The 18950-nt window shown below is 59.3% G+C and carries 18 protein-coding genes and 1 other RNA gene; 9 read left to right on the top strand and 10 right to left on the bottom strand.

Annotation, left to right across the window (positions count from 1 at the left end):
• Nucleotides 1-148: 148 nt before the first annotated feature.
• Nucleotides 149-1156: an NADP-dependent oxidoreductase gene (locus tag RYC17_RS07790; RefSeq protein WP_058401988.1), complete on the top strand. Its 1008-nt coding sequence runs from the start codon at nt 149-151 to the stop codon at nt 1154-1156.
• 67 nt (nt 1157-1223) lie between these two features.
• On the opposite strand, the gene pyrF is transcribed toward RYC17_RS07790, so the two are convergent.
• Entirely contained in the window at nt 1224-1922 is a 699-nt protein-coding gene (pyrF, locus tag RYC17_RS07785; RefSeq protein ID WP_058402064.1) for an orotidine-5'-phosphate decarboxylase, read from the bottom strand.
• A gap of 291 nt (nt 1923-2213) precedes the next feature.
• On the opposite strand from pyrF, the gene eat reads away from it, so the two are divergent.
• Together eat and RYC17_RS07775 are read left to right on the top strand one after the other, a co-directional pair.
• Nucleotides 2214-3578 carry an ethanolamine permease gene (gene eat, locus RYC17_RS07780; RefSeq protein ID WP_058402063.1) on the top strand — a complete coding sequence of 455 codons (1365 nt, stop codon included), beginning with the start codon at nt 2214-2216 and terminating at the stop codon, nt 3576-3578.
• Between the two features lie 119 nt (nt 3579-3697).
• Entirely contained in the window at nt 3698-3865 is a 168-nt protein-coding gene (locus RYC17_RS07775; RefSeq protein ID WP_002552826.1) for a DUF2897 family protein, read from the top strand.
• 36 nt (nt 3866-3901) lie between these two features.
• Here the strand turns inward: RYC17_RS07775 and RYC17_RS07770 are convergent, their stop codons facing one another.
• On the bottom strand, nt 3902-4738 hold the full coding sequence (locus RYC17_RS07770; protein ID WP_080396353.1) for a substrate-binding periplasmic protein: 837 nt from the start codon (nt 4736-4738) through the stop codon (nt 3902-3904).
• A 249-nt stretch (nt 4739-4987) separates the two neighbouring features.
• Here RYC17_RS07770 and RYC17_RS07765 point away from each other — a divergent pair, with 249 nt between their 5' ends.
• Both RYC17_RS07765 and RYC17_RS07760 read left to right on the top strand, forming a co-directional pair.
• Entirely contained in the window at nt 4988-5530 is a 543-nt protein-coding gene (locus RYC17_RS07765) for an exonuclease domain-containing protein (protein WP_005744336.1), read from the top strand.
• Nucleotides 5531-5642: 112 nt separating this feature from the next.
• Nucleotides 5643-5924 (top strand): pyrimidine/purine nucleoside phosphorylase, encoded by a 282-nt coding sequence (locus tag RYC17_RS07760; RefSeq protein ID WP_004658419.1) that lies wholly within the window; start codon nt 5643-5645, stop codon nt 5922-5924.
• Nucleotides 5925-5987: 63 nt separating this feature from the next.
• Here the strand turns inward: RYC17_RS07760 and RYC17_RS07755 are convergent, their stop codons facing one another.
• Nucleotides 5988-7757, bottom strand: a complete 1770-nt coding sequence (locus RYC17_RS07755) for an ABC transporter transmembrane domain-containing protein (protein WP_058401986.1) — start codon at nt 7755-7757, stop codon at nt 5988-5990.
• A 281-nt stretch (nt 7758-8038) separates the two neighbouring features.
• Here RYC17_RS07755 and RYC17_RS07750 point away from each other — a divergent pair, with 281 nt between their 5' ends.
• On the top strand, nt 8039-8209 hold the full coding sequence (locus RYC17_RS07750; protein WP_002552821.1) for a PA1571 family protein: 171 nt from the start codon (nt 8039-8041) through the stop codon (nt 8207-8209).
• 72 nt (nt 8210-8281) lie between these two features.
• Here the strand turns inward: RYC17_RS07750 and pdxB are convergent, their stop codons facing one another.
• The 4 genes from pdxB to dnaX form a co-directional block, all read right to left on the bottom strand.
• Nucleotides 8282-9424: a 4-phosphoerythronate dehydrogenase PdxB gene (gene pdxB, locus RYC17_RS07745; RefSeq protein WP_316902708.1), complete on the bottom strand. Its 1143-nt coding sequence runs from the start codon at nt 9422-9424 to the stop codon at nt 8282-8284.
• A 93-nt stretch (nt 9425-9517) separates the two neighbouring features.
• Nucleotides 9518-9772 (bottom strand): sulfurtransferase TusA, encoded by a 255-nt coding sequence (gene tusA, locus RYC17_RS07740; RefSeq protein ID WP_058401984.1) that lies wholly within the window; start codon nt 9770-9772, stop codon nt 9518-9520.
• Nucleotides 9773-9928: 156 nt separating this feature from the next.
• A complete protein-coding gene (locus tag RYC17_RS07735; protein WP_002552818.1) occupies nt 9929-10255 on the bottom strand; it encodes a YbaB/EbfC family nucleoid-associated protein in 327 nt (108 codons plus the stop codon).
• Between the two features lie 61 nt (nt 10256-10316).
• Nucleotides 10317-12530, bottom strand: a complete 2214-nt coding sequence (gene dnaX, locus RYC17_RS07730; protein ID WP_058401983.1) for a DNA polymerase III subunit gamma/tau — start codon at nt 12528-12530, stop codon at nt 10317-10319.
• Nucleotides 12531-12639: 109 nt separating this feature from the next.
• On the opposite strand from dnaX, the gene RYC17_RS07725 reads away from it, so the two are divergent.
• Both RYC17_RS07725 and acpA read left to right on the top strand, forming a co-directional pair.
• The gene (locus tag RYC17_RS07725; protein ID WP_193600937.1) at nt 12640-13425 is read left to right on the top strand and encodes a substrate-binding periplasmic protein; all 786 of its coding nucleotides are present in this window, start codon (nt 12640-12642) and stop codon (nt 13423-13425) included.
• Nucleotides 13426-13518: 93 nt separating this feature from the next.
• Nucleotides 13519-15204 carry an acid phosphatase gene (acpA, locus tag RYC17_RS07720; RefSeq protein ID WP_058409757.1) on the top strand — a complete coding sequence of 562 codons (1686 nt, stop codon included), beginning with the start codon at nt 13519-13521 and terminating at the stop codon, nt 15202-15204.
• Nucleotides 15205-15221: 17 nt separating this feature from the next.
• Here the strand turns inward: acpA and RYC17_RS07715 are convergent, their stop codons facing one another.
• Both RYC17_RS07715 and ffs read right to left on the bottom strand, forming a co-directional pair.
• Nucleotides 15222-16346, bottom strand: coding sequence for a mechanosensitive ion channel family protein (locus RYC17_RS07715; RefSeq protein ID WP_004665849.1), 1125 nt, complete (start codon nt 16344-16346; stop codon nt 15222-15224).
• A gap of 303 nt (nt 16347-16649) precedes the next feature.
• Nucleotides 16650-16746: signal recognition particle sRNA small type (ffs, locus tag RYC17_RS07710), an RNA gene on the bottom strand.
• Nucleotides 16747-16972: 226 nt separating this feature from the next.
• Between ffs and RYC17_RS07705 the strand changes: the two genes are divergently transcribed.
• Complete coding sequence (locus tag RYC17_RS07705) at nt 16973-17461, top strand: GNAT family N-acetyltransferase (protein WP_058401979.1); 489 nt, start codon at nt 16973-16975, stop codon at nt 17459-17461.
• Between the two features lie 52 nt (nt 17462-17513).
• Here the strand turns inward: RYC17_RS07705 and RYC17_RS07700 are convergent, their stop codons facing one another.
• The gene (locus tag RYC17_RS07700) at nt 17514-18677 is read right to left on the bottom strand and encodes a putative zinc-binding metallopeptidase (RefSeq protein WP_005731470.1); all 1164 of its coding nucleotides are present in this window, start codon (nt 18675-18677) and stop codon (nt 17514-17516) included.
• Nucleotides 18678-18950 lie beyond the last annotated feature (273 nt).

Here is an 18950-nt window from a genome sequence, read left to right as displayed (position 1 = left end):
CGTCTGCAGATCCGTCTGAACGCCAAAGCCGCAACGGACTCCTATCAATCACATGGATCAAACAGCATTCGCTTGATGATCGCTTCTTGCCTGAGCAACGCGGCGAGCGTTTGAATCCATCTTTGAACCATTTTCTGGAGACCCTGCCATGACTGATCTTTCCAACCGCCAGTTCCTGCTCGCCAAGCGTCCGTCGGGCGATGTGCGCCGTGAAGACTTCACCTATCAAGAGGCTCCGGTCACCGCACTTGCCGAAGGCCAGATACTGGTCAGGAACAAATACCTGTCGCTGGACCCGGCGATGCGTGGCTGGATGAATGACGGAAAATCCTACATTCCGGCCGTAAAGCTGGGCGAAGTGATGCGCGCCCTGGGCGTGGGCGAAGTGCTTGAATCGAAAAACCCGAAATTTGCCGTAGGCGACCATCTGCAAGGCGCACTTGGCGTTCAGGATTACTTTGTGGGCGAGCCAAAAGGCTTTTACAAGGTTGATACCAGCCTTGCCCCGCTACCGCTTTATCTATCTGCTCTGGGCATGACCGGCATGACTGCCTACCTGGCGCTGCTGGATGTCGGCCAGCCAAAAAGCGGTGACACCGTAGTGATCTCCGGCGCAGCGGGTGCTGTGGGCAGCGTCGCCGGGCAAATTGCCAAGCTCAAGGGCTGCCGGGTTGTCGGCATCGCAGGAGGCACAGAAAAATGCCGTCTGCTGACCGAGGAGCTGGGCTTCGATGCAGCCATCGACTATAAGTCTGAAGACGTTATGGATGGCTTGAAGCGCCATTGTCCGGATGGCGTGAACGTGTACTTCGACAACGTTGGCGGCGACATTCTGGACGCGGCGCTCAGCCAGTTGGCGGTCGGCGCGCGTGTGGTGATCTGCGGTGCCATCAGTCAGTACAACAACACCACGGCGATCAAAGGCCCGGCCAACTACATGTCACTGCTGGTCAACCGTGCACGCATGGAAGGCTTCATCGTACTCGACCACCCCGAGCGCTTCGCTGAAGCCGGTCAGGTAATGGCGGGCTGGATCAAGGAAGGCAAGCTCAAGAGCAAGGAGCATATCGTCGACGGTCTCGAGACTTTCCCGGAAACCTTCCAGATGCTGTTCAGCGGTGAGAACCAGGGCAAGCTGATCTTGAAAGTGGAATAAAACCCGTGGGCCGGACACCTCGTGCTTCGGCGTGGGGTGCCTTGCCTGACGCTGTGCGTCCTCGCGCTCAAGCCAGCTCGGCAACCACCGCAGCCAGGGCCTTTGCCGGGTCAGCTGCCTGGCTGATCGGGCGGCCGATGACGAGATAATCGGAGCCGGCGTCCAGGGCCTGGCGCGGAGTCAGGATGCGGCGCTGATCGTCCTGCGCACTGCCCGCCGGACGAATGCCGGGCGTCACCAGCTGCAACGACGGGTGAGCCGCTTTCAGGGCCTGCGCTTCCAGCGCCGAACAGACCAGACCGTCCATACCGGCCTTCTCGGCCAGCGCTGCAAGGCGCAGCACCTGCACCTGCGGATCAATGTCCAGGCCGATACCGGCAAGGTCTTCCCGCTCCATACTGGTCAGAACGGTCACGCCAATCAGCAGTGGCTGAGGACCGCTGCGCCGCTCCAGCACTTCGCGGCACGCCGTCATCATGCGTAGCCCGCCTGAGCAGTGCACGTTGACCATCCACACGCCCATCTCGGCAGCGGCCTTGACCGCCATCGCCGTGGTATTGGGGATATCGTGGAATTTGAGATCAAGAAACACCTCGAAGCCCTTGTTGCGAAGGGTCTCGACGATATCGGCCGCGCAACTGGTGAACAGCTCCTTGCCGACCTTGACCCTGCACAGCTTGGGATCGAGCTGATCAGCCAACCGCAAGGCGGCTTCACGGGTCGGAAAATCCAGGGCGACGATGACAGGAGTCTGGCAGGCGGACATGAGCGTGGTCTCAGGTAAGTCGAAATCGGCGCGCATTGTAGCCGAACCGGCGAGCAGACGGGACCCGTAGATCGGCATTTAGCCAGCCGCTGTCGTAAAAACTCATGATTCCCTGCACTCGCAGCGACCATTGCTTCGGCGGCCTGCACCAAACCTGCACAACCCGGTGAATCGGTTCACTGCAGCGTTCTGTAAACGACCCGTTTTGAAGCAACACGACAATGATCAGTGCACTGGCACGGCCTCTGCAACAGGATGTTTCAACGATTACCGAATCTCAGGGAGATGACCATGAGCACGCAACTCAAGCCAACGCTGGGCACGATTCATTTATGGGGGATCGCTGTCGGGCTGGTGATTTCCGGCGAATACTTCGGCTGGAGCTACGGCTGGGGCGTGGCGGGTACACTGGGCTTTTTGGTAACAGCCTTGATGGTTGCGACCATGTACACCTGCTTCATCTTCAGCTTTACCGAGCTCACTACGGCCATCCCGCACGCGGGCGGCCCGTTTGCCTATAGCCGCCGCGCCTTTGGCGAAAAAGGCGGTCTGATCGCCGGTATGGCCACCCTGATCGAATTCGTATTCGCGCCACCGGCCATTGCCATGGCAATCGGTGCGTACCTTAACGTGCAATACCCGGGGCTGGACCCTAAACATGCGGCTGTCGGCGCTTACATCGTGTTCATGGCGCTCAACATCGTCGGCGTAAAGCTGGCAGCAACCTTTGAGCTGGTCGTGTGCATTCTGGCCGTGGCCGAGCTGCTGGTGTTCATGGGGGTGGTCGCGCCCGCATTCAGTTTCAGCAACTTCGCCCTCAACGGCTGGGCCGGTTCCCAGACCTTCGGGCCGGAAGCGATTGCCGGCATGTTCGCCGCCATCCCCTTTGCGATCTGGTTCTTCCTGGCCATTGAAGGCGCTGCAATGGCCGCCGAAGAAGCCAAGGACCCGAAACGCACCATTCCAAAGGCTTACATCAGCGGCATTCTGACCCTGGTATTCCTCGCTATCGGCGTCATGCTGTTTGCCGGTGGCGTGGGTGACTGGCGCACGCTGGCCAACATCAACGACCCACTGCCACAAGCCATGAAAGCCGTGGTCGGTGACAGCTCCGGCTGGCTGCACATGCTGGTGTGGATCGGCCTGTTCGGTCTGGTCGCCAGCTTCCACGGCATCATCATGGGTTACTCGCGCCAGTTCTTCGCCCTCGCCCGTGCCGGTTACCTGCCTTCCTCGCTGGCCAAGCTGTCACGCTTTCAGACACCGCACCGGGCGATCATCGCAGGTGGCCTGATCGGTATCGCGGCCATCTACAGCGATGGCCTGATCAACCTGAGCGGCATGACACTCACCGCTGCGATGATCACCATGGCTGTTTTCGGCGCTATCGTCATGTACATCATGAGCATGCTAAGCCTGTTCAAGCTGCGCAAGACTGAACCTGACCTTGAGCGCAGCTTCCGCGCGCCAGGCTACCCGGTGGTGCCCGGCATTGCGCTGGCTCTGGCAATCGTGTGTCTGGTGGCAATGGCCTGGTTCAACATGCTGATCGGCCTGATTTTCCTCGGGCTGATGGCCATAGGTTTTATCTACTTCAGCCTGACCGCCAAATCGCGCGCCGATGCACCGACCGACGCGATGCTGACCGGGCAATAATTCAGAGACTTTCCAGGGTTGCGTGCAAAGGGTTTTGCACGCAACCCGATCAGGGCGCATACACTTGAACCATTGAGCAGCCTCGCTGCTCAAACCGGTATCACAACAAGGAGAGCGCTATGCCCTGGTATGCCTGGTTAATTCTGCTCGTAGCCATCGGCTCGATCGTCGGCGGTCTTATGATGCTGCGCGATACAGCCAAGAAACTGCCTCTCACCGAAGAACAACTCAAGCGCGTCCATGAGCGCAACGCCGAAATGGACGCCAAGGAAGCCAAGGACCGTTAAATAAGTCCGGGTGGCAGGCTGAAAACCTGCCCCTGCCTATTTCCCGATCTCTGCGCTGACCGAAAGCACCTTGATATGAAGCGGCTGAAAGATCGTCTCCAACTCGCCGTCCGCGCGCAACTTCTCCAGCAGCGCTTTGAAGTGTGGAACATCAATGTTGCCATTGGGGCGCAACAACGCGTATTGACGGTAGATCTGATCAACGCGTTCGGAGACCATTAACTGCGCCGCTTCATCTTTGTTACGTGCCATAAAATCAATCAGATAAGAACGGGTAACAGGCGCGATATCCGCCCGATTGCGCACCACCATCAATAGATTACTGTCGTGAGAATAGGTGGAGGTCACATTGAAGTGCTCACTCAAGTACTTCTGATCGGTATTGAAGTTGGCAAATCCATAATGGTAACCACTGAACAACGCCAGACGTTTGTCAGACAGATCATCGAAGTAATTCTGATCACGCCCTTCGACCCGCCTTGCGACATAGACCTCGGCATCTTCAAGGCCCAGATCGACGGTTTCGTGCGCAATATCCTTCCAGCCCCAGTCAGGGTTCTCGAAGATCGCAACATCGAAACGCCCTTCTGCAAAGTCACGAAAACGCCGGGGCACGGAGGTGGGGATCATCACAAACTCGTAATCGTCCTGCTCAGCATTCAGGGCATCGATCAGCTTGGGCAACAGACCGGCGTCTTCGCCCTTTTCAGGGCGCACCATATACGGAGGGAAATGCACGGCGGCCACCCGCACGACCTGCGCGGCATAGACGTGGGACGTTGCCATGAACGGCACAAAGAGCAGAAGGCCTGTGGCGAACGTCCGCGCGACGCCATCAATTAATACTGCAAATTTTTTCATAAAACACGACATCAATCAAAGCCCTCCACGCTATGCGGTTTCCATGATTTAAACAACTGTCAAATCAACGGCGTCAGCATCGCTCACAGTGGTTACTATTGTGCACCGCTGCGATGAACTCGCGTGAGGCACCAATGCAATTAGCAGCGGTCACTGTAAGGGCAGTTATAAAAACGATATTGTCGGCGCAGCGTCAGGCGTGGGCGCAACAGGCTAATCTGGCTACGCTGAAGCCATTGACTATCGTAAGGGAGCTTGATGATGCCGCATTGGCTGGTGATTGATCTGGAGGCTACCACCGAAGAAGGTGGCTGGCCGGTCGCAGAAATGGAAGTCATCGAAATAGGCGCGACGCTGGTCAATCAGGACGGGCGCGAGCTGGACCATTTCGAGCGCTTCGTACGACCCGCACGCAGGCCTGTGCTGACTCATTTTTGCCGGGAGCTGACCCATATCAATCAAAGCAGTATCGACAGCGCTGCGCCCCTGACGACCGTGTGGCCTCAGTTCGAGCGCTGGTTGAGCCATCACCGTGCCCGCGTGCTGGGATGGGCCAGCTGGGGGGATTACGACCGCCAGCAACTGGAAGAGGAATGGCGCTACCATCGCCTCGACAGCGCACTGTCGAGCATGCCGCACGTCAACCTCAAACAGCGATTCGCTCAAGCGCGTCAGTTGCAAAAGCCGATGGGCCTGAACAGCGCCCTGCAACTGGCTGGCATGCAATTCACAGGTCAGCAACACCGGGCACTGGTTGATGCGCGCAATACCGCCCGGCTCTTGCCGTTGATACTGCCTAATTGAATCCCGCTGCACGTCGTTGTTTGCTGAGCGTCGACTTGCAAGGGGCGTGACGAGTTTTACCGTGTTGGGCATACTGGCGGGCCATTTCCAGCCCTTTCAAAAGGAATCGCCCATGTTCAAGGTCAACGAGTACTTCGACGGCACCGTCAAATCCATCGCCTTCAGCCAGGTCGACGGTCAGGCAACCATCGGTGTCATGGCGGCGGGCGAATATGAGTTCGGTACAGCGCAACGGGAAATCATGCACGTGATCTCCGGCGAGTTGAACGTGAAGCTCCCGGACAGTACCGACTGGGAAACTTTCTCCACCGGCAGCCAGTTCAATGTCCCGGCCAACAGCAAGTTCCAGCTCAAGGTCAGCGTTGATACCGCTTACCTGTGCGAATACCGCTGAGACTGAAAACGTGGGGGGCCTGACCTCCCACATTGCCCGCACACCTGCTTACACTGCGCCTTTCTATTCGACGCCAGCATTGAACTGCAACGCCGCCAGACGTGCGTAGAGCGGGTTGCTGGCGATCAGTTGCTGATGGGTACCGACCGCCACAAGCCGGCCCTGATCCATGACGGCAATCCGGTCGGCATTCTGCACCGTGGCCAGTCGGTGGGCGATAACCAGCGTGGTACGCCCCTGCATCAGGCTCGGCAAGGCTTGCTGAATCAAGTGCTCACTTTGCGCATCCAGTGCACTGGTCGCCTCGTCCAGCAGCAGAATCGACGCATCGACCAGTAACGCGCGGGCAATCGCCAGACGCTGCCGCTGTCCGCCGGACAATCCCACTCCGCCCTCACCCAGGTGCGTACCGTAGCCGTCGGCCATGTCGAGAATGAACTCGTGCGCATGGGCGATACGCGCTGCTGCCTGTACCTGCTCAAGGCTGGCAGTGGCGTTACCGTAACGAATGTTGTCCTCGACACTGCCGAAAAACAGTGCGGGCGATTGTGAAACCAGCGCGAAGCAGCGGCGCAGATCGTGCGGATCAAGCTGTGCGATCGGCACGCCCTCGATCAGGATGCGCCCTTGAATCGGGTCGTAGAAACGCAGCAGCAGGTCGAGGATGGTCGACTTACCTGCTCCGGAAGGCCCGACCAGCGCCAGGGTTTCACCGGGCTCGATGTTCAGGGTCAGGTTATCCAGCGCATTGCGCTCGGGACGCGACGGGTAGGCGAAGGTGACATTCTCCAGCGCCAGACGCCCGCTGATACGCCGTGGCAGGCTCTGCAGGTCTGTGGTCGGCACACTAATCTCGCTACGTGCCTGAAGCAGTTCGCCGATCCTCTCTGCGGCACCGGCGGCTCGCTGCAAATCGCCAATCACCTCGCTCAACGTGCCGAACGCCATACCGACCATCAGCGCGTAGAACACGAACGCTGCCAGCTCACCGCTTGATATGCGGCCGCTGATCACGTCCATACCGCCGACCCACAGCATCACCGCCACCGCACCCAGCACCAGAACGATCACTAGCGTGATCAGCCAGGAGCGCTGCAAAATCCGTTTGCGAGCGGTCTCGAACGCCTGCTCCACCGTATGCGAAAAACGCTGCTTGTCCTGTTGCTGATGGTTATACGCCTGCACCGTCTTGATCTGCCCCAACGCCTCGGCCACGTAGCTGCCCACATTGGCGACCCGGTCCTGGCTCTCGCGCGACAGGTTTCGCACCCGCCGTCCGAACATGAGGATGGGCGCGATGATCAGCGGCAACGCCACCACCACGATGCTGGTGAGCTTGGGGTTGGTGATGAACAACAGCACGATGCCGCCAATGACCATCAGTGCGTTGCGCAGGAACATCGACAGTGACGAGCCGATCACCGACTGCAACAACGTGGTATCGGCGGTCAGCCGCGACTGGATTTCCGAACTGCGATTGTTCTCGTAAAAGCCCGGATGCAGCTCTATCAGGTGATCGAATACTTTCTTGCGCAGATCGGCGACCACGCGCTCGCCGATCCATGACACCAGATAAAAGCGGGCGAACGTTCCGATGGCCAGGCCGACCGTCAGCAGCATGAAAAAGCCGATCGAGCGCTCGAGCAACTGCGGCGAGCGGGTCATGAAGCCCTGATCGACCATCAGCTTGATGCCCTGGCCGATCGACAAGGTGATGCCCGCAGTAATGACCAGTGCCAACAATGCTCCGAACGCTTGCCAGCGATACGGCGCAATGAAACTCGCAGCCAGGCGAAGGGCCTGGCGGTGACGTCGCGTAATCAGTGAAATCATGAAGCCTGCCTGTTTGCCCGATCTTTCTGAATGGCGAAGCCTACACCTGTCATGCATGGCGCGCTGTGCATCATTTCGAATGAACTTGCGCCCGGCTTCAAAGGTCAGGTTATGACTGCTTTACAGGGGCCGCTATAAGACATCGATCTAAGCGTCTACTGGCAGATTCGCATCATTTCTGTTGCACTGGGAACGCGTTTGAGCGGCTGACAGCACTTGTCACGGACCGGTCATCAAGCGCGGTTAATTTAACGCCGTTACCTGATGAAAGGAGAAACACCATGAGCCTGCAAGAGCGCAGCAACGAAGTTCCAGTCGTTCGAGCCACGCCCAATCTGCCGGTTGGCGGTGCAATTCTCGACGAGCATGGGCAAGAAGTCCTGATCACCGAAGCAATGGTTCAGGCTGCCTGCCAGGAATGCGACAAGAACTGGGTAACCCCGGAAAAATAAAACCGAACCGTGCCAAATGCCTTGAAACCCGACCCTGAGTCGGGTTTTTTATGCCCCGCGTTTACCGGACGATCAGACCAGTACCGCCCCCAGTGCCCGCACGAGTTGCGTCAGCTCCCCGGACTCACCTTCGACGCGGACCTTCAGCCCTTCGATTTCCCGACGTGGCGGGTAATGCTTGCGCAACGCATCGAAAGCCAGACGCTGGCTGGCAGTGTCGCCGGTCAGGCTGCGCCGAAAATCTGCATCATCACGCCGTGGGTCGTACACGCCACGGCACAGCATGTTCAGTGCCCAGACCGGATCGCTGTCAGCATCGAGGCTGACCTGTGCCAGCCAGGGTTTGGGCAGCAGATCGTCCAGTTTTATCACCGCAGGCTGCCCCAGAAAGGCACACAGCGCCTGATAGATCTGCGCAGTGCCCCGCTGCCTGCCATCAAGGCTGTAACCGGCGATATGCGGCGTACCCAGAACGCACAAGTCGGCCAGCGCAACGTTGACCTGCGGCTCGCCTTCCCACACATCCAGCACGGCTTGCAGGTCTTCACGCTCAAGCAGCACGTCGTGCAGCGCTGTGTTGTCCACCACGGCACCACGACTGGCATTGATCAGCCAGGCACCCTGCCTGAGTTGGCGCAAACGGGCTTCGTCGAGCAGGTGCCAGGTGGCTAACGCCCCGGTCTTGCTCAACGGCGTGTGCAGGCTGATGACGTCACAGCGCTGCAGAATCTCGTCAAGGCTGACGAAGTCACCGCCTTCGGCAGACTCGCGTGGCGGATCGCAGACCAGTACGTTCCAGCCAAGCGCCTTCAAGACAGCGACCAGACGACCACCCACCTGCCCTGCACCGATCACACCGTAAGTGCGTTGCGCGAGGTCGACGCCTTCGATTTCCGCCAGGGTCAACAGGCTGCCGAGCACGTAATCCACCACACCGCGCGCATTGCAGCCCGGTGCGCTGGCCCACTGGATACCAGCTTGCTGAAACCCGTCCAGATCCAGATGATCGGTGCCGATGGTGCAGGTACCGACAAACCGCACCGGGCTGCCTTCGAGCAGCTCACGGGTCACGGGGGTCACGGAGCGCACCAGCAGGATGTCGGCGTTCGCCACGGCAGCGCGATCTATGGCGCGCCCCGGCAAGCGATGAATCTCACCGAAATGGGCAAAAAAAGCGTCGAGCAGGGGAATATTTTCGTCAGCAACAATGCGCATGGAAGACTCTCTGGGTCTGGCGAACAGGGACCGGTCCCCAGCGGGAACAGGTGCGTCGTGAACCGGCGCGGGTTGCAGCGATGTAACAATCAATCAATCGGACTTTTTGCGTATCCAGTACAGGAATGTGCCCTCTTCGGCCTGCTCCGCAACCAGCTCATGCCCAAGAAAAACACAGAATTTCGGAATATCACGGCGCGTGGAAGGATCGGTCGCAATCACCTTGAGCAGGCCGCCCGCAGGCAGGTCACGCACCTTTTGATGCAGCATCATCACCGGTTCCGGGCAGAACAGCCCGACAGCGTCCAGCACGGCGTCGACGGTGAGGTTTTCAATGGGCTCAGACATGGGGCACTCCAGAGGCGGGTGACGATTGTCGCTCAATTCAGTCGGTCAGGCCAAATACTGATGGTTGTCCTGAAGCCGAACGGCGGCGTGCGGCCAGACAGCAGACAGAAAAATGCCAGGCACATGGCCTGGCATTGATCGTGACCCAAGCGACCGTCAGAACGGCAGTTTCATGCCCGGTGGCAATTGCATGCCTGCGGTCATGGAAGCGGTCTTGTCCTGGCTGGCTTGCTCGATCTTGCGCACGGCGTCGTTGACGGCGGCGGCGATCAGGTCTTCCAGCACTTCCTTGTCTTCCTGCATCAGGCTGTCATCCAGGTTGATGCGCTTGACGTCGTGACGACCGGTCATCACAACGCTCACCAGGCCCGCGCCCGATTGACCGGTGACTTCCGCGTTGGCCAGTTCTTCCTGCATCTTGGCCATTTTTTCCTGCATTTGCTGCGCCTGCTTCATCAGGCCAGCCATGCCACCTTTCATCATGGGATATCTCCTCGAAAATGGATGGTTCGTTTACGCGGCGCCAATGGCGCCCTGTCTTCAGTTATTGAGTCTGCACCGCAGGCGCGTCCACAGGCTGGATCGTATCTTCCCGGATAACAGCGCCAAACTGCTGCAGCATCTGCTGGATATACGGGTCGGCCTGGATCGAGGCTTCGGCCTGACGCTGACGCTCGGCACGCAGTCGCGAAGCAGCCTGGGCAGGGGTTTCCTGCTCGGGTTTGATCAGCTCGATACTCAGATTGATCGTGCGCCCATGATACTGGTTCAACGCATCGTTCAGGCGGCGCTGCTGGGTTGAGTTGAACAGGGCGCTGTGCGCCGGGTCCAGGTGCAGCAGCCATTTATCGCCATCGACCGCCATCAAGGTGCAGTTGGCGGCAATGCTGCCGGTCATGCCGGAGATCGGCAGTTTGGGGAATACCTCCAGCCAGTCGGCAGCAAGGCCGGTGGCTGGTTTGGCGGCCGGAGCGGGCTCGGGCTCGACCGCTTCAAGCTCGACGACGCTCTCGTGGGCCAGTTCATCCAGATAGCTGTAGGACGCCGGGTCGATGTCGATATCCGGCTCGACGTAATCGTCATCCGCTGGCGGCTCGTCATCGCGGCCCATTGGGCCGGAATTCGAAGACATCGAATCCGGATTCATGGACAGATAGGCGGAATCAGGGATAGCTTCAAGCATCGCCGGTGTAACCTGCTGCTCGGCAACCGGCTGCGCAGGTTCCGCCTCCGGCGCATCTGGCACTGGGCTGGCGGGCGCAGGCGTCGGCATTGGGGTGAGGTCTGGCTGTTCGGAGACAGTCTCCAGAACCGGCTCGGCTACCGGTTCTGCAACAGTGCCAGTGTCAGGTGCGGATTCAGCGTTTTTTTCGGCAACCGGTGCCTTTGGCTCATTCCACGGCAGATCGACTTCTTCGACCGGCTCGGGCTGTGCTTGCGGCTGTGATTCTGGCTGTGCTGCGGGCTCAGCTCGTGCAGCAGAGGTCGGCATCGGGGCGGCGGCTGGCGGCAGCGCTTCGAAGGCCGGATCGGGCGCAGCCATAACCGGTGCTGTTGAAACTGCGGGAGCTACCGATGCAACAGGTGTCGCATCGGCCACTGCTTTTCGGGAATCAACCGTGGCCTGGCTGATCCCCACCGGCTTTAGCGGTTGCCTCGGCGCATCGTCGTTATCGGCCGGGCGGAATGCCAGCATGCGCAGCAGGACCATCTCGAAACCGCCACGCGGATCCGGGGCCAGCGGCAGGTCACGACGACCAATCAGGCCCATCTGGTAATAGAACTGCACGTCTTCGGCAGGTAATGCCTGGGCCAGCGCCAACACCCGGTCGCGGTCGCCATGCCCGTTGTCGACACCTTCCGGCAACGCCTGGGCAATCGCCACGCGGTGCAGAACATTGAGAATTTCCGAGAGCACGCCGTTCCAGTCAGGCCCCTGCTCGGCCAGGTGACGCACCGCTTCCAGCACACCGCGAGCGTCGCCTTCCAGCAACGCAGTCAGCACATCAAACACCTGACCGTGATCCAGCGTGCCGAGCATGGCGCGCACATCGGCAGCCATGACCTTGCCTTCACCAAAGGCAATGGCCTGATCGGTCAAACTCATCGCGTCACGCATCGAACCGTCGGCAGCGCGCCCGAGCAGCCACAGCGCATCGTCTTCGAACGGCACATTCTCGACGCCCAGTACGTGGGTCAGGTGTTCGACCACACGTTCGGGCGTCATGTTTTTCAGCGAGAACTGCAGGCAACGCGACAGAATGGTCGCAGGCAGCTTCTGCGGATCGGTGGTAGCGAGGATGAACTTGACGTAGGGCGGCGGCTCTTCAAGCGTCTTGAGCAAGGCGTTGAACGAGTGACTGGAGAGCATGTGCACTTCGTCGATCAGGTAGACCTTGAAGCGACCGCGACTTGGCGCGTATTGCACGTTATCCAGCAGTTCGCGTGTGTCTTCGACCTTGGTGCGGCTGGCGGCGTCGATCTCGATCAGGTCGACGAAACGACCTTCATCGATCTCTTTGCACACCGAGCAAGTGCCACAGGGCGTAGAGGTGATGCCGGTTTCGCAGTTCAGGCACTTGGCGATGATCCGCGCGATAGTGGTCTTGCCGACGCCTCGCGTGCCGGTGAACAAATAGGCATGGTGCAGGCGCTGGCTGTCCAGCGCGTTGATCAGGGCCTTCAACACATGAGCCTGGCCGACCATTTCGCGGAACGAGCGCGGACGCCATTTACGTGCAAGAACCTGATAACTCATTTAAAACCGTCGCAACTGGTAAGCGGAAGACCGCCAATGCTAGCCGAGCAGGGGCAAAATTGCATCTGGTGTGCGTCTCTATTGTGGCTAAGCTGAGCAAATGAATCCAATGACGCGCTTTAAACGGACGTTTGCAGAGCCTCGGCTACCTCGTGCAGCCGTGGCGTGCATGCTATTGCTGTCGACGCAGACCGTCAGCGCGGCCAAAGCTACTCTGGACTTCGCGGTCAATGAAGGGTGGACCATGCCGATGATGCATATCACCGACTTTCGGCCCGAATCCGGCATTCTGTTCGACATCATGCAAAGCGTTGCGCACCATGTCGGCCTTGAAGCCAGGTACCACGTGATGCCGCGCCTGCGCATCCAGTCGGCGCTTGAGCGTGGCGAAGTAGACATGCATTGCTACAGCTCACAGGCGTGGTATCCCGATCTGTCCGGGGATTACCTCTGGAGCCTGCCGATTCTCTATCAACGCGACTGGCTGGTCGCTTCAGCCGAAACAGCTGCGGGTCCTTACCCGGAGCAGTTCGACAATGAAACCGTCGGCACGGTACTTGGCTACAACTACCCTGCCCTGCAGCATCTTTTCGATAATCATCAACTGATACGTGAAGACGCGCGCACGCAGAACCAGACGCTCGGCAAGCTGATGGCTGGACGCTACAACTACGCCGTGACCAACCAGTTGATCCTTGAATGGACCAATCGAAACCTGCCTGTCGGCAGAAGGCTGAAGCCCATATCGCTGGTCGCAGAGCAGCCTGCGGCCTGCCTGATACGCAACACCCCCGAGCTGCCGACAGGTAAAATCCTGCGCACACTGGTGCAAATGCGCTTGTCGGGCGAGATTCAGCAAATCATCGATCACTACACCGCGCCAACGCCCCCGTGACCCTTCATCTGCGGTGTAGCAATAACGTCATATTCCGTCGTTACGCTCGCCTGAAATCTTTGGTAATACATTAACCAGCGCGAGTATTTGGCGATGAGCGACAGATCAGACGACGAAGACACCAACAACAACCCCAGCCGCCGTCGTTTTCTGGGCGGGATGGCTGCCCTGGGCGCAGGCGTCACGCTGAGCAGCTACGTGTCGGCCCACGAGAAACCGCCCGCCGACAACGACAAGCATCATCACCTTGCCGGGCCTGCGCTGGACCGGGCCTTGCGCGAAAACGTGAAGACTATTGTGGTGATCTACGCCGAGAACCGCAGCTTCAATAACCTGTTCGGCGATTTCCCCGGGGTCCAGAAGCCACTCTCCTCGCTCAGACCTTCCGACTATGAACAGCGCGACCGCGACGGCACGCTATTGTCCAAACTGCCGCCCGCCTGGGGTGGTGTGTTACAGGTCGGGCCGCAAACCGTTGACGGCGTGACCTACCCGGCAGGCGAGCAGTTTCAGAAAGACCTGCCCAACGCCCCCTTCCCGCTCAAGGGGCCGAACGGCGAAGACCTGCCGCTGAGTCTGGTCACTCGCGACCTGTGGCACGTTTTCTATCAGAATCAGATGCAGATCAACGACGGTCGCAATGATCGATTCGTCGCCTGGGCCGACGCCGGCGGACTGACCATGGGCAACTACGCACAGACTCAGTACTCGCTGCGCCTGTGGGACGTTGCCTCGGAATTCGTGCTGTGCGACAACTTCTTTCAGGGTGCATTCGGCGGCTCGTTCCTCAACCACCAATACCTGATTTCAGCCACCGCGCCGATTTACCCCAACGCTGCCGAGTCTCCGGCCAAATCGCAGATCGCAACCCTGCAGAGCTTCAACCCGCAGGACCCGCGCCTCAAGCCACTGGACAAGTCGCCTGCCAGCGCAATGGAGGGGCCACCGCAGTTCGGTCCCAGCGCCATTACCCCGGACAACTACGCCGTCAACACCATGGCCCCGCCCTACTGGCCAACCTGGCTGCGCGACCCGCAGAACCCTGATTACTCGAAACCGGATCTGCCCAACGTGCTGGTTCCGCAAAGCCACGAACACATCGGCGACAAACTGTCGAAAAGAAATGTCGACTGGGCCTGGTACGCTGGGGCCTGGCAAGTGACGCTGGACGAGTTCAAGGACTCCACGGGAATCCCGAAAATCCCTAACTTTCAATACCATCACCAGCCGTTCAACTACTTCAAGCAACAGGGTCCGCAAAACCCTGAAGAACGCAAAAAACGTTTGCGTGACGGCGGCCTGGGTGACGAGTCCAGCACCAACCGCTTCCTCGCCGATGCCGAAGCCGGCAAGTTGCCCGCGGTAACCTTCTACAAGCCCCAGGGCAACCTGAACATGCACGCCGGTTATGCCGACGTGGCTGCGGGTGACCGGCACATAGACCGGGTGATCAAGGTGCTGCGCAAGAGCCCGCAATGGGACAACATGGTGATCGTCGTGACTGTGGACGAGAACGGCGGCTGGTGGGACCACGTCGCACCGCCCAAAGGCGACCGCTTCGGCCCCGGCACGCGTATTCCGGCGCTGGTCATTTCACCCTTCGCCCGCAAAGGCAAGGTGGACCACACGGTATACGACACGGCCTCGATTCTGCGCCTGATTACCCGTGTTCACGGCCTGGAAAAGCTCGACGGGCTGAAGCGCCGCGACGACGCCATGATCGCGCGCGGCCAGGCTCCCATGGGCGACCTGACCAACGCATTGCACTTTCCTGCCTGATTCCGTCGCTGTAGCGCTCAGGTACTCGCGTCGGCTGCCTCCAGTGCAGTCGGACGCGACGTCTTGACCGGTGGCAAGGACGCCACATACACCGTGCGGGACGGGAACGCGAAACGCACATCCAGTTCGGCGAATGCTTCCATGATGTCCAGATTGATCGCCTGCTGCACATCCATATAAACGTTGTAGCTGGGGTCGAGAACGATAAAGACGGTCTCGAACTCCAGTGACGTTTCGCCAAAACCACGGAAATGCGAGCGGTCGAAACGGGCGAGTTTCTGCGCGTTGATGATCGTTTCTACTTTCTTTGGCACTTCCCGTATCTGATCGACAGAGCAGTCATAAGTAAGCCTGAATTCGAAGACAATCCGCCGCTCCTGCAAGCGTTTGTAGTTCTGAATGGTGTTGTTGATCATGTCGGCGTTGGCCATCACGATCTGCTCGCCGCCCAGGCTACGGATGCGCGTGGTCTTCAGACCGACATGTTCGACCGTACCGGACAGCGCGCCGACAACAATGAAATCGCCGACTTCGAAAGGCTTGTCCACTGCGATGGAAAGTGAGGCAAACACATCACCCAGAATGTTCTGCACCGCCAGCGCAACCGCAATACCGCCCACCCCGAGGCTGGCGACAAACGCGGTGATGTTGACCCCGACGTTCGACAACATCGCCATGACCACCGTGGCCCACAGCAACACTTTCGCGCCCCACAGGCTCAACGTTGCCAGCGCACTGCCCTGATAGGTGCCGCCAGCGTTGTGACGTACAAAGTAGCGCTGCAGCGCGAGCGCAATTGCCCGGTTCGCCCACAACCCGACCTGCAATGCAGCAACCACGAACCACAGACTGCTGACCCGCCCAAGCCAGCGCTCCGGCAGATCGAGCATGCCCACCCCGATCAGAATCGAAGCCAGCAGTAACAGTGTATTGCTGGTGCCCGACAGCACCTGCACCACGATGTAGCGCATATGCGTGCTGGGCGAATCAGGCCGCGAGCGCATCTTTCGGAGGACAAAACCGATAACCCCCCTGACCAGAATAAAACTCATGGTCGAGGCGAACACAGCGAGTATCCAGTTGGCGAGCGAAATGCCCAGAAATTGCGAGTCTGTGAAAAATCTGATGATGTCCTGTTCCATCCGGCCCCCGGCTCCACTGCTACGAGACGCCTGACCGAAAAGCCCGTGACACCCGCAGCGACTTGAATTGCCCCTTGCCGTAAAACGGTTTCAAGCGACGCGTAAGGGGTTAGGTGGCACATGACGCCGAGGGTTCAGACGAATTCGGATCGCATTATCAGCAGCTTTCACATCGGGCATGGCATGCAGGCGCAGGAACAGCTAATGCACTCGGCATACGGAGACGGTTGGGTGGTAATCGGGGATGTGGAGATTTCAGTGCAACTGCGTCGAGGGCCGACTAAGGATTCGTTAAGGTGGTGCCCCCACCAGCCACACCCCGGCACACAATGTTCCCGCTGTGGCTGCTTCCTTCCGGATCTGACCAGGTTCACGGGTAATCGTTGCGGGGGGACCGATGGGGTCACCATAACGACACTCACCAGTTGGCGAGCCGCGCCATTGTACCGGTCTGGCGTGAGTTTACAACCGTTGGTTCGGATAAAAATTTCGAGGAGGCTCAAGCACTTGTGTGCCGGGGCTGAAACGCAAAGCGGTATCGGCCGTGGGTGTGACAAATCCTCGAAACACCCTCATTCGATCCTGTACCCTGCCCGCCTCAATAATAATCAGCCAGCAGGTTGCCCATGCAGACTCGATTGGTCGGCTACCACGATCTCAACGCCTCTCAACGTCAACAGCTCGAACACCTTGAAGTAACGCAGGAGCAAGTGCAGTTCTCCGGCGATATTTACACCGCGCTCAATACTCTGCTGGTCAACCCCAACCCGAATGTTTGCGGCTTTGTGCTTCTGGGCGACGATAAACCGGTGGGGTTTTTCCTGCTCAAGCGCGGGGATTGTCTGCCGAACTGGGCTCAGGAGACGCTGGCTGCGACGCTGCATGCGTTGCAGATCGATCACCGCGAACAGGGCAAGGGTTTAGGCAAAGCATGCTTGCAGGCATTGCCTGCGGCGCTGCGCCTGAAGTGGCCGGACATCACGCACTTGATGCTCTCGGTCGATGCAGACAATAGCGCTGCTATCGGGCTTTATGCAGGTCAGGGCTGGGTGGACACCGGAGAGGCTTACCGCGGAAGGATCGGTTTTGAGCGCAGGCTGGTGCTGACGCTTTGATACGGAGTTTGAACACGCGCCTGACATCCAGCGATGTCAGACGCTGCCTGGGTTACTGAGCCTGCAACACCTCGTCGGCCTTGCCACCCGCATCCTGAATCACCAGGTGGATGAAGTGCAGTTTGGCGATTACCGCCGGAGGCAGCACGAACGGATAGAAGTCCGGCTGCCCCATGCTGCGTGACAGCTCGTTGAGCATGCTGGCCAGTTCGATCCAGGCGTTGACGAACGACAGGAACGCCGGGCCGCCTGGATGCTGTGGATCGTAGAGCACTTCCAGCGGGAATGGCTGGTAGTCCAGCTCCATGTCGCGGGCGCTCATGCCAAAACCCAGGGCGGTGTCGACCGCGTCCATCATGTGCAGGTAGTGAGCCCAGGTTTCGGCCCAGTCTTCCCACGGGTGCATGGTGGCGTAGGCACTGACGAAGCTTTCCTGCCAGTTGTCGGGCGCGCCGTTTTTATAGTGGTGATCAAGCGCATCGGCATAGCTGGCGCGCTCGTCGCCGAACAGATTGCGGCAGCCGTCCTGCCAGTGGGTATTGGCGATCAGTCGATCCCAGTAATAGTGGCCGACTTCATGGCGGAAATGGCCGAGCAAGGTGCGGTAGGGTTCGTGCATCTGCACGCGCATCGCTTCGCGGTGTGCGTCGTCGGCTTCCTCGATGTTCAGGGTAATCAGGCCATTGGCGTGGCCAGTGGTCGGCAGCTTGCCTTCCAGATCGACACCGACAAAGTCAAAGGCCAGGCCGGCTTCTTCATCGACGCTCTTGGGGATGACCTGCAACCCCAGGGAAATCAGCTGCGCAACCAGACGACGCTTGGCGGTCTCGACCTTGCGCCAGCGCTCGCCGTTTTCGGCGATGGACAGGTCGGGAATGGTGCGATTCAGGCTGCACGCAACGCAGAACTCACCGGCGTTGTGCTCCGGAAACAGCCAGTTACAGGCTGCCGGGGTATCGAGGTTAGCGCAACGCCGATACAGACCCGCACCCGGTTCGTCGCTCAGGCGCCAGGTAGGCTCAGGCCCTGCTTCAAGCGTAGCCACGCGACCCTGCTCGGGCAGGTAACCCAGCGCAGCCGAACAGGCCAGGCATTGGGAATTGGGGAAAAACACCGACTGGCCGCATGTGCACTGCCAGACCTTGCTGTTACGTTTGGATTCGCCGACAAATGGGGCGGTAATGCGTGAACTCAATTGCTCGAAAAAGCGATACATGGCGATCTCCCGTTGGCCTTGCATGGACTAGATCATGCCTACGCTTCAGGGGTTCAAAATATTATCGAACGGCGGGGACGGATAGCGTCGACGGCGTTTGCATGGGCGAAAACGGTGCGTCGCACGGTAGTTGGGATTATCGTTCCGCATGCTCCAGCGTGGTCACAGTCTACGCCGCACCATCACATTCAAGACCGGACGCAGAGCGTCCAGAACGGCATGCGACGCGGAGCGTCGCACGATGATCAAATGCCTAAGCAGAGCGTCGCACGG

The organism is Pseudomonas syringae group sp. J248-6 (assembly GCF_032586995.1).
Classification (GTDB): Bacteria; Pseudomonadota; Gammaproteobacteria; order Pseudomonadales; family Pseudomonadaceae; genus Aquipseudomonas; species Aquipseudomonas amygdali.
The sequence above is the reverse complement of the archived record's forward strand: the minus strand, read 5'-3'. Positions and strand labels throughout refer to the sequence as shown.

Bases quoted from the DNA above. Each gene is read 5' to 3' on its own strand.
- RYC17_RS07790 (WP_058401988.1), top strand. From the start codon at position 149: ATGACTGATCTTTCCAACCGCCAGTTCCTGCTCGCCAAGCGTCCGTCG.
- pyrF (WP_058402064.1), bottom strand. From the start codon at position 1,922: ATGTCCGCCTGCCAGACTCCTGTCATCGTCGCCCTGGATTTTCCGACC.
- eat (WP_058402063.1), top strand. From the start codon at position 2,214: ATGAGCACGCAACTCAAGCCAACGCTGGGCACGATTCATTTATGGGGG.
- RYC17_RS07775 (WP_002552826.1), top strand. From the start codon at position 3,698: ATGCCCTGGTATGCCTGGTTAATTCTGCTCGTAGCCATCGGCTCGATC.
- RYC17_RS07770 (WP_080396353.1), bottom strand. From the start codon at position 4,738: ATGTCGTGTTTTATGAAAAAATTTGCAGTATTAATTGATGGCGTCGCG.
- RYC17_RS07765 (WP_005744336.1), top strand. From the start codon at position 4,988: ATGCCGCATTGGCTGGTGATTGATCTGGAGGCTACCACCGAAGAAGGT.
- RYC17_RS07760 (WP_004658419.1), top strand. From the start codon at position 5,643: ATGTTCAAGGTCAACGAGTACTTCGACGGCACCGTCAAATCCATCGCC.
- RYC17_RS07755 (WP_058401986.1), bottom strand. From the start codon at position 7,757: ATGATTTCACTGATTACGCGACGTCACCGCCAGGCCCTTCGCCTGGCT.
- RYC17_RS07750 (WP_002552821.1), top strand. From the start codon at position 8,039: ATGAGCCTGCAAGAGCGCAGCAACGAAGTTCCAGTCGTTCGAGCCACG.
- pdxB (WP_316902708.1), bottom strand. From the start codon at position 9,424: ATGCGCATTGTTGCTGACGAAAATATTCCCCTGCTCGACGCTTTTTTT.
- tusA (WP_058401984.1), bottom strand. From the start codon at position 9,772: ATGTCTGAGCCCATTGAAAACCTCACCGTCGACGCCGTGCTGGACGCT.
- RYC17_RS07735 (WP_002552818.1), bottom strand. From the start codon at position 10,255: ATGATGAAAGGTGGCATGGCTGGCCTGATGAAGCAGGCGCAGCAAATG.
- dnaX (WP_058401983.1), bottom strand. From the start codon at position 12,530: ATGAGTTATCAGGTTCTTGCACGTAAATGGCGTCCGCGCTCGTTCCGC.
- RYC17_RS07725 (WP_193600937.1), top strand. From the start codon at position 12,640: ATGACGCGCTTTAAACGGACGTTTGCAGAGCCTCGGCTACCTCGTGCA.
- acpA (WP_058409757.1), top strand. From the start codon at position 13,519: ATGAGCGACAGATCAGACGACGAAGACACCAACAACAACCCCAGCCGC.
- RYC17_RS07715 (WP_004665849.1), bottom strand. From the start codon at position 16,346: ATGGAACAGGACATCATCAGATTTTTCACAGACTCGCAATTTCTGGGC.
- RYC17_RS07705 (WP_058401979.1), top strand. From the start codon at position 16,973: ATGCAGACTCGATTGGTCGGCTACCACGATCTCAACGCCTCTCAACGT.
- RYC17_RS07700 (WP_005731470.1), bottom strand. From the start codon at position 18,677: ATGTATCGCTTTTTCGAGCAATTGAGTTCACGCATTACCGCCCCATTT.